Annotated in this window: 6 protein-coding genes; all 6 read right to left on the reverse strand. The window is 73.3% G+C overall.

Annotation, left to right across the window (positions count from 1 at the left end):
• Nucleotides 1-644, reverse strand: a 644-nt coding sequence (locus ACOJTC_RS07405; protein ID WP_420116277.1) for an adenosylhomocysteinase, incomplete at its 3' end; no start/stop codon positions are given.
• A gap of 287 nt (nt 645-931) precedes the next feature.
• The gene (gene manA / locus ACOJTC_RS07410) at nt 932-2,167 is read right to left on the reverse strand and encodes a mannose-6-phosphate isomerase, class I (protein WP_420116278.1); all 1,236 of its coding nucleotides are present in this window, start codon (nt 2,165-2,167) and stop codon (nt 932-934) included.
• Nucleotides 2,168-2,169: 2 nt separating this feature from the next.
• Nucleotides 2,170-3,174, reverse strand: a complete 1,005-nt coding sequence (locus ACOJTC_RS07415; RefSeq protein ID WP_420116279.1) for a cation diffusion facilitator family transporter — start codon at nt 3,172-3,174, stop codon at nt 2,170-2,172.
• Nucleotides 3,171-4,367: an SIS domain-containing protein gene (locus tag ACOJTC_RS07420; protein WP_420116280.1), complete on the reverse strand. Its 1,197-nt coding sequence runs from the start codon at nt 4,365-4,367 to the stop codon at nt 3,171-3,173. The genes ACOJTC_RS07415 and ACOJTC_RS07420 overlap by 4 nt, the downstream gene beginning before the upstream one ends.
• Nucleotides 4,364-4,549: a Trm112 family protein gene (locus ACOJTC_RS07425; protein ID WP_088642951.1), complete on the reverse strand. Its 186-nt coding sequence runs from the start codon at nt 4,547-4,549 to the stop codon at nt 4,364-4,366. The genes ACOJTC_RS07420 and ACOJTC_RS07425 overlap by 4 nt, the downstream gene beginning before the upstream one ends.
• Before the next feature lie 63 nt (nt 4,550-4,612).
• Nucleotides 4,613-5,995, reverse strand: coding sequence for a phosphomannomutase/phosphoglucomutase (locus ACOJTC_RS07430; RefSeq protein WP_420116281.1), 1,383 nt, complete (start codon nt 5,993-5,995; stop codon nt 4,613-4,615).
• Nucleotides 5,996-6,207: the final 212 nt, after the last annotated feature.

Consider the following 6,207-nt stretch of genomic DNA (forward strand, 5'->3'; position numbering starts at 1 on the left):
ACGCCCTTGATGCCGGCGGCGATCCGGGTCCAGCGCTGGTTGTCCTCGGCGAGGCTGCGGTGCAGCACCTGGAGGATGACCGCGTACTCCTCGGAGTCGGCGGTCTCGACCGCCGGGACCGTACCGGCCTTCTCGAACTCGACGCCCTTGTGCACCAGCAGGGTGGCGTCACCGCCGTCGTCGAGGATCATGTTCGGGCCCTGCCCGTCCGGCCAGGCGAGCACCTGCTCGGTGCACCACCAGTACTCCTCGAGGCTCTCGCCCTTCCAGGCGTAGACCGGGACGCCGGAGGGCGCCTCCGGGGTGCCCTCGGGGCCGACCACGATCGCCGCGGCGGCGTGGTCCTGGGTGGAGAAGATGTTGCAGGACGCCCAGCGGACCTGCGCGCCGAGGGCGACCAGCGTCTCGATCAGGACGGCGGTCTGGATGGTCATGTGCAGCGAACCGGTGATCCGGGCGCCGGCGAGGGGCTGGGCGTCGGCGAATTCGCGGCGGATCGCCATCAGGCCGGGCATCTCGTGCTCGGCGAGGCGGATCTCCTTGCGCCCGAACTCGGCGAGCGACAGATCCGCCACCTTGTAGTCGCCCTCGGCGAGGGTGCTCGGCCGGGCGTCGCTGGATGACGCCGGGAGGGTGCTGGTCATGAAGGCTCCTGTCGAACGATGGCTGCGCGACCATCCACCTTACGCCCGCCTCCTCGCGGCGCACTGTGGGCCGCCTCGAGACAGCGCACGGGGCGGTCGGCATGGGACGAAACCTCGTCCACCTGCCGGCCGCCCCGTGCATCCCCCCGGTTTGGTTACCCCCGCGCGCCGCCGGACCTTCATCGCGACAACGCTGCGTACTCATGAGATTACCGTGAGACACGGATCAGTCAAGCAATTCGGGAAAGTCGGACTTGCGGCGTGGCGCAGGTCGCTGCGCGGTGCCGTCAGCCGCCGCACGTGGCGACGAACGCCGTGCCCGTACCGGACAGCACCAGCGCCGCACCCGCGGCCGTGCCCACGGCGGCCTGCCCCGGGCCGAGCATCACCGCCCCCTGGCCGTCGTCCACCCCGACCTTGCCCTGGTGGCAGAACACCACCCGGGGGCCGGGCAGCGGCAGCCGGACCTCCGGCCCGGCCGCGTCCACCGTCACCCGGTGCAGCGCGAAGTCGTCCACCGGCACCGGCCAGCAGACCACCCCGGGCGTCACCGACCGGGCGACGAGGACCGGCTCGTCCAGCACCTCGAACCGCAGCACCCGCAGCAACTCGTCGACGTCCACGTGCTTCGGGGTCAGCCCGCCGCGCAGCACGTTGTCACTGGCCGCCATGATCTCCACACCGGTGCCGCTCAGGTAGGCGTGCAGGTTGCCGGCCGGCATCCAGATCGCCTCCCCCGGCGTCAACCGCACGTGGTGCAGCAGCAGCGCCACCAGCACCCCCGGATCGGCCGGGTAGCGGGTCGCCAGGTCCCGGGCCAGCTCCGCGTCCGGCCCGCCGGCGTCCGCCGTGCGCACCGCCTCGACCAGCCCGGCACGGTCGGCGTCCGGCCAGCTCAGCAGCGCGCGTACGGCCTCCCGCAGCCCCGCCGGCCCGGCCCGCAGCGCGGCCACCACCGGCGACAACTCCGGTACGCCGAACCCGGCCAACGCCGTCGCCGACACCTGCGGATCCCGGAACCCGCAGAGCGCGTCGAACGGCGTCAACGCCACAAGCAACTCCGGCTTGTGGTACGGGTCGACGTAGTTGCGCGGCCCCCGTGCCCGCCCCACCACCCCGTCGACCCACCCGTCACCGGCCTGCCCTGCCCCGGCCTGCCCGGCACCTGCCCGCTCGACGTCAGCCTGCTCGGCGGCGTAGCCGGCGCGGGCCTGCTCGGCGTCGGGGTGGGCCTGCAGGCTCAACGGGGCGTCCGCGGCGAGCACCTTCAACAGGAACGGCAGCCGGGTGCCGAACCGGCCGACCACCTCCGTGCCGAGCCAGTGGTCCGGCTCGGCGACCAGCAGGTCGGTCAGGCTCACCCGCGCACCGTCCCGGTCGACCATGGCCGGGCCACCCGGATGGGCGCCCAGCCACAGCTCCGCCTCCGGGCCGTCGGTCGGCGCCGGTCGCCCCTGCAACTCGGCGAGCGCCGAGCGGGACCCCCAGGCGTAGTCGCGGATCGACCCGTGCAGCAGTTCCACGGTCAGCCTCCGGCCCGCCCGGCCACCTCACTCGCCCCACCCGCCGGTGCCGCGGCGGTCGGCGCGGCCGTGCCGGTGCCCGCCCGCTCGGCGGCGCCGCGGTATATGTCCGGCTCCAGATAGATCACCCGGGCGATCGGCACGGCCGCGCGGATGCGCGCCTCGACCGCGTTGATGCCCCGGGCCAGTTCCTCGGCGCTCTCCCAGGCCGGCACGCCGATCTTCGCGGCCACCATCAGCTCCTCCGGGCCGAGGTAGAGCGTCTTCATGTGGATGATCCGCTCGACCTCGGGGCCGTCGGTGACGGCCCGCTCGATCGTCGCCAGGTCGCCCGGGTCGGCACCCTCGCCGAGCAGCAGGCTCTTCGTCTCGATCGCCAGCACGATCGCGATGATCACCAGCAGCACACCGATCATCGCGGTGCCCGCGGCGTCCCACATGCCGTTGCCGGTGATCAGCGTCAGCCCCACACCGAACAGCGCGAGCACCAGACCGACCAGCGCGCCGAAGTCCTCCAGCAGCACCACCGGAAGCTCCGGCGCCTTGGCCCGACGGATGAAGTTCACCCAGGACTGGCTACCCCGGGTGTGGTTCGACTCCTTGATCGCCGTACGGAAGGAGAAGCCCTCCATCACGATCGCGGCCAGCAGCACCGTCACCGGCACCCACTGCCACGCGGTGATCGGGTGCGGGTCGGCCGCCTTGTGCCACGCCTCGTAGAGCGCGAACAGGCCACCGAGGCTGAACAGCACGATCGACACGATGAACGCGTAGATGTAGCGCTCCCGGCCGTACCCGAAGGGGTGCTCCGGGGTGGCCGCCCGCTTGGCCCGCTTGCCACCGAGCAGCAGCAGCGCCTGGTTGCCCGAGTCGGCCACCGAGTGGATCGACTCCGCCAGCATCGACGACGAACTGGTCAGCAGGAACGCGATGAACTTGGTGATGGCGATACCGATGTTCGCCAGCAGAGCGGCGATGATCGCCTTGGTACCGCCGTTCGCGCTCACTGGTTCGACAGCTCCTTCATCTCGGTGACGGCCGGAACGGCCATCGGGTCCAGCCCGTGGGCCAGGGCAAGATAGACCGACGCGAAGTCGGGCACCGCGACGAGGGAGGCGAGCCGTTCCAGCGCGGAGCCGCCCTCGGCGGTGACCACGTCGCAGCGCACCCCGCGCCGCTCGGCGAGGGTCTGCACCGCGTCGGCACGACGCTCCTCGACGGCCAGCGGCTCGTCGGTGTCGTCGTCGGCGTTGAGGCCACCGTCACGCAGCAGCACCAGCCGCAGCCGGGTCGGATCGGGCTCGACCTCGTCGGGGTCGGCGAAGATGTCCCGCGTCGACTCCACCAGACCACCGAAGACGCCGTCGAGCAGGCCGACCCGGCCCCGACCGGCCTCACCCAGCGCCCCGGCGACCACCGGGTAGCGGGCGTTGGCCGACAGCGTGTCACCGAAACGGCGGGCCGCCACGGTGGCCAGCGGGGACGAACCCCAGACGATCGGAATCGACCCGGCCAGCCCGAGGGCCAGCGACTTCGCCGGGTTGACGAAGGACTCGGCGGTCGACCGGCACCGGTCGGCGTCGGCGTCCAGCCGGGCCGCCGTCTCGGCCAGATCCGCCTCGTTGACCTTCACCAGGCCGAGCGTACGGGCGGCGAGCAGAACCGGCACGGTGAGCGCCCAGAGGCTGGCGCGGGCCGGGGCACGACGGGGCACCGGGATGAACGGCGCACGGGCCCGCTCGGCCACCGACTGCAACTGCGAGTCGGGCGCGCCCACCGCGACCAGCCGGGCACCCCGACGGTGCGCGGCCTCGGCGGCGCCCAACGCCTCCGGGCTGCGGCCGGACGCGCTGACCGCGATCACCACGTCGGCCGCGCCGACCCAGCCGGGCACCCCGGCACTGCGGTGCGGGATCACCGGCCCCGGGCAGCGCGGCCCGGCGACCGTGGCCAGCACGTCCCCGGTACGCCCGGCGGTGCCGATGCCGGCGATGACGACCGCACGCGGGCGGCCCTCGTCCTCCAGCAGCGCCAGGTTGGCCTCGGCGGCCAGCGCGGCGGACTCCCGCACCTGGGCCCCGGCCGAGGCGGTGAAGCGCAGCATGCCGCCCGGATCATGGGCGGCGACCGCGTCCGGGTCGTCCAGGATCGACTCGTCGGCCACCCGCCGGCCGCTGACGCCGGCCGTTCCGTCCATCACCGCTGCGCCTCCGGCCCGCCACGAGCCTCGTCCAGCAGCAGCACCGGCACGTCGTCGCGCACCTCGAAGATGCGACCGCACTGCGTGCAGGTGAGGGTCTGGGCCTGAGCGTCGTAGTCCAGCGGTGCGTGGTGTGTGTCCGGGCAGGCGAGGATTTCGAGCAACTGCGGGTCCAGGGCCACGGCGCGGCTCCTTCCACGTGTGTGGTCTGTGCCGGTCGGCGGTGCCGACCGGCGGAGGGGATCTTATCGGCGAACCCGCTCCAGCACCTCGTCGCGCAGCGAGGTCATCCGCTGCTCGGTCGGACCTTCGACGTTGAGCCGCAGCAGCGGCTCGGTGTTGGACGCGCGCAGGGTGACCCACGCGCCGTCGGGGAACCGCAGGGTGAGCCCGTCCAACTCGTCGGCCTCCGCCTGCGGGTACGCCGCCCGCACCGCCGCGACCCGGGCTTCCTGGTCGGTGACCGTGGAGTTGATCTCGCCGGAGGCGACGTACCGTTCGTAGACGCTGGCCAGCAGGGACAGCGGCTGGGACTGCTCACCGAGGGCGGCCAGGGTGTGCATGGCGGCGAGCATGCCGGTGTCGGCGAACCAGAAGTCCCGGAAGTAGTAGTGCGCCGAGTGCTCCCCACCGAAGATCGCGTTGGTCCGGGCCATCTCGGCCTTGATGAAGGAGTGCCCCACCCGGGCCACCACCGGCACGCCCCCGTGCTCACGGATGATCTCCGGTACGGCCCGGGAGGTGATCAGGTTGTGGATCACCGTGGACCCCGGGTGCTTGGCCAGCTCGCGGGCGGCGACCAGGGCGGTGATCGCCGACGGGGAGACCGGCTCGCCCCGCTCGTCGATCACGAAGCACCGGTCGGCGTCGCCGTCGAAGGCCAGGCCGAGGTCGGCGGAGTGGGTCACCACGGCCCGCTGGAGGTCGACCAGGTTCCTCGGGTCGAGCGGGTTGGCCTCGTGGTTGGGGAAGGTGCCGTCCAGCTCGAAGTAGAGCGGCACGATCTCCAGCGGCAGGGCCGGCAACGCCGCGTCGCCGAGCACGCTCGGCACCGTGTAGCCGCCCATCCCGTTGCCGGCGTCCACCACCACCTTGAGCGGACGGATGGTCGACAGGTCGACCAGTTTGCGCAGGTGGGCCGCGTAGTCGGGGAGCAGGTCACGCCGGTCGACGGGGGCCGGCGACGCGGCGGCCGGCCGGGTGCCGGCGTCCAGCAGCGCCTGGGCGCGGGCCCGGATGTCGGCCAGGCCGCTGTCCTGGCCGATCGGGCGGGCCCCGGAGCGGCACATCTTGATGCCGTTGTACTGCGCCGGGTTGTGGCTGGCGGTGAACATCGCCCCGGGCAGGCCGAGCGCGCCGGAGGCGTAGTAGAGCATGTCGGTGGAGGCGAGCCCCAACTCGATCACGGCCCGCCCCTCGGCCCGCACGCCGTCGGCGAAGGCGGCGGCCAGCCCCGGGCCGGTGGCCCGCATGTCGTGCGCGATCAGCACGGCACCGTCCGGCTCGCCGGCCTCGTCGAGCACCCGGGTGAGGGCGGCACCGAGGGCTTCGGCGACCCGCTCGTCCCACTGGTCGGGCACCGTCCCACGGACGTCGTACGCCTTCACGATCTGGGACAGGTCAGACACCGGTTTCAGCTCCTCGACAGGGGTCGTCAACGACCCTGAGCGTATCGGAGCGGTGGCGTCCGTCCCCTCCTAGCCGGGGAGCTCGGGCATGATCGTCGTCGCTTCGCCGCCGGTGGCGGGCGGTGACGCCGGCCGGCCCGGTGCGGGCGGCGCGGCGGCCGGCGGGGTCGGGGCGGCGGGCGGTGGGGCCGGGACGGGGGCCGGCGCGGTCG

It is taken from the genome of Micromonospora sp. (assembly GCF_048594385.1).
GTDB lineage: Bacteria > Actinomycetota > Actinomycetes > Mycobacteriales > Micromonosporaceae > Micromonospora > Micromonospora wenchangensis.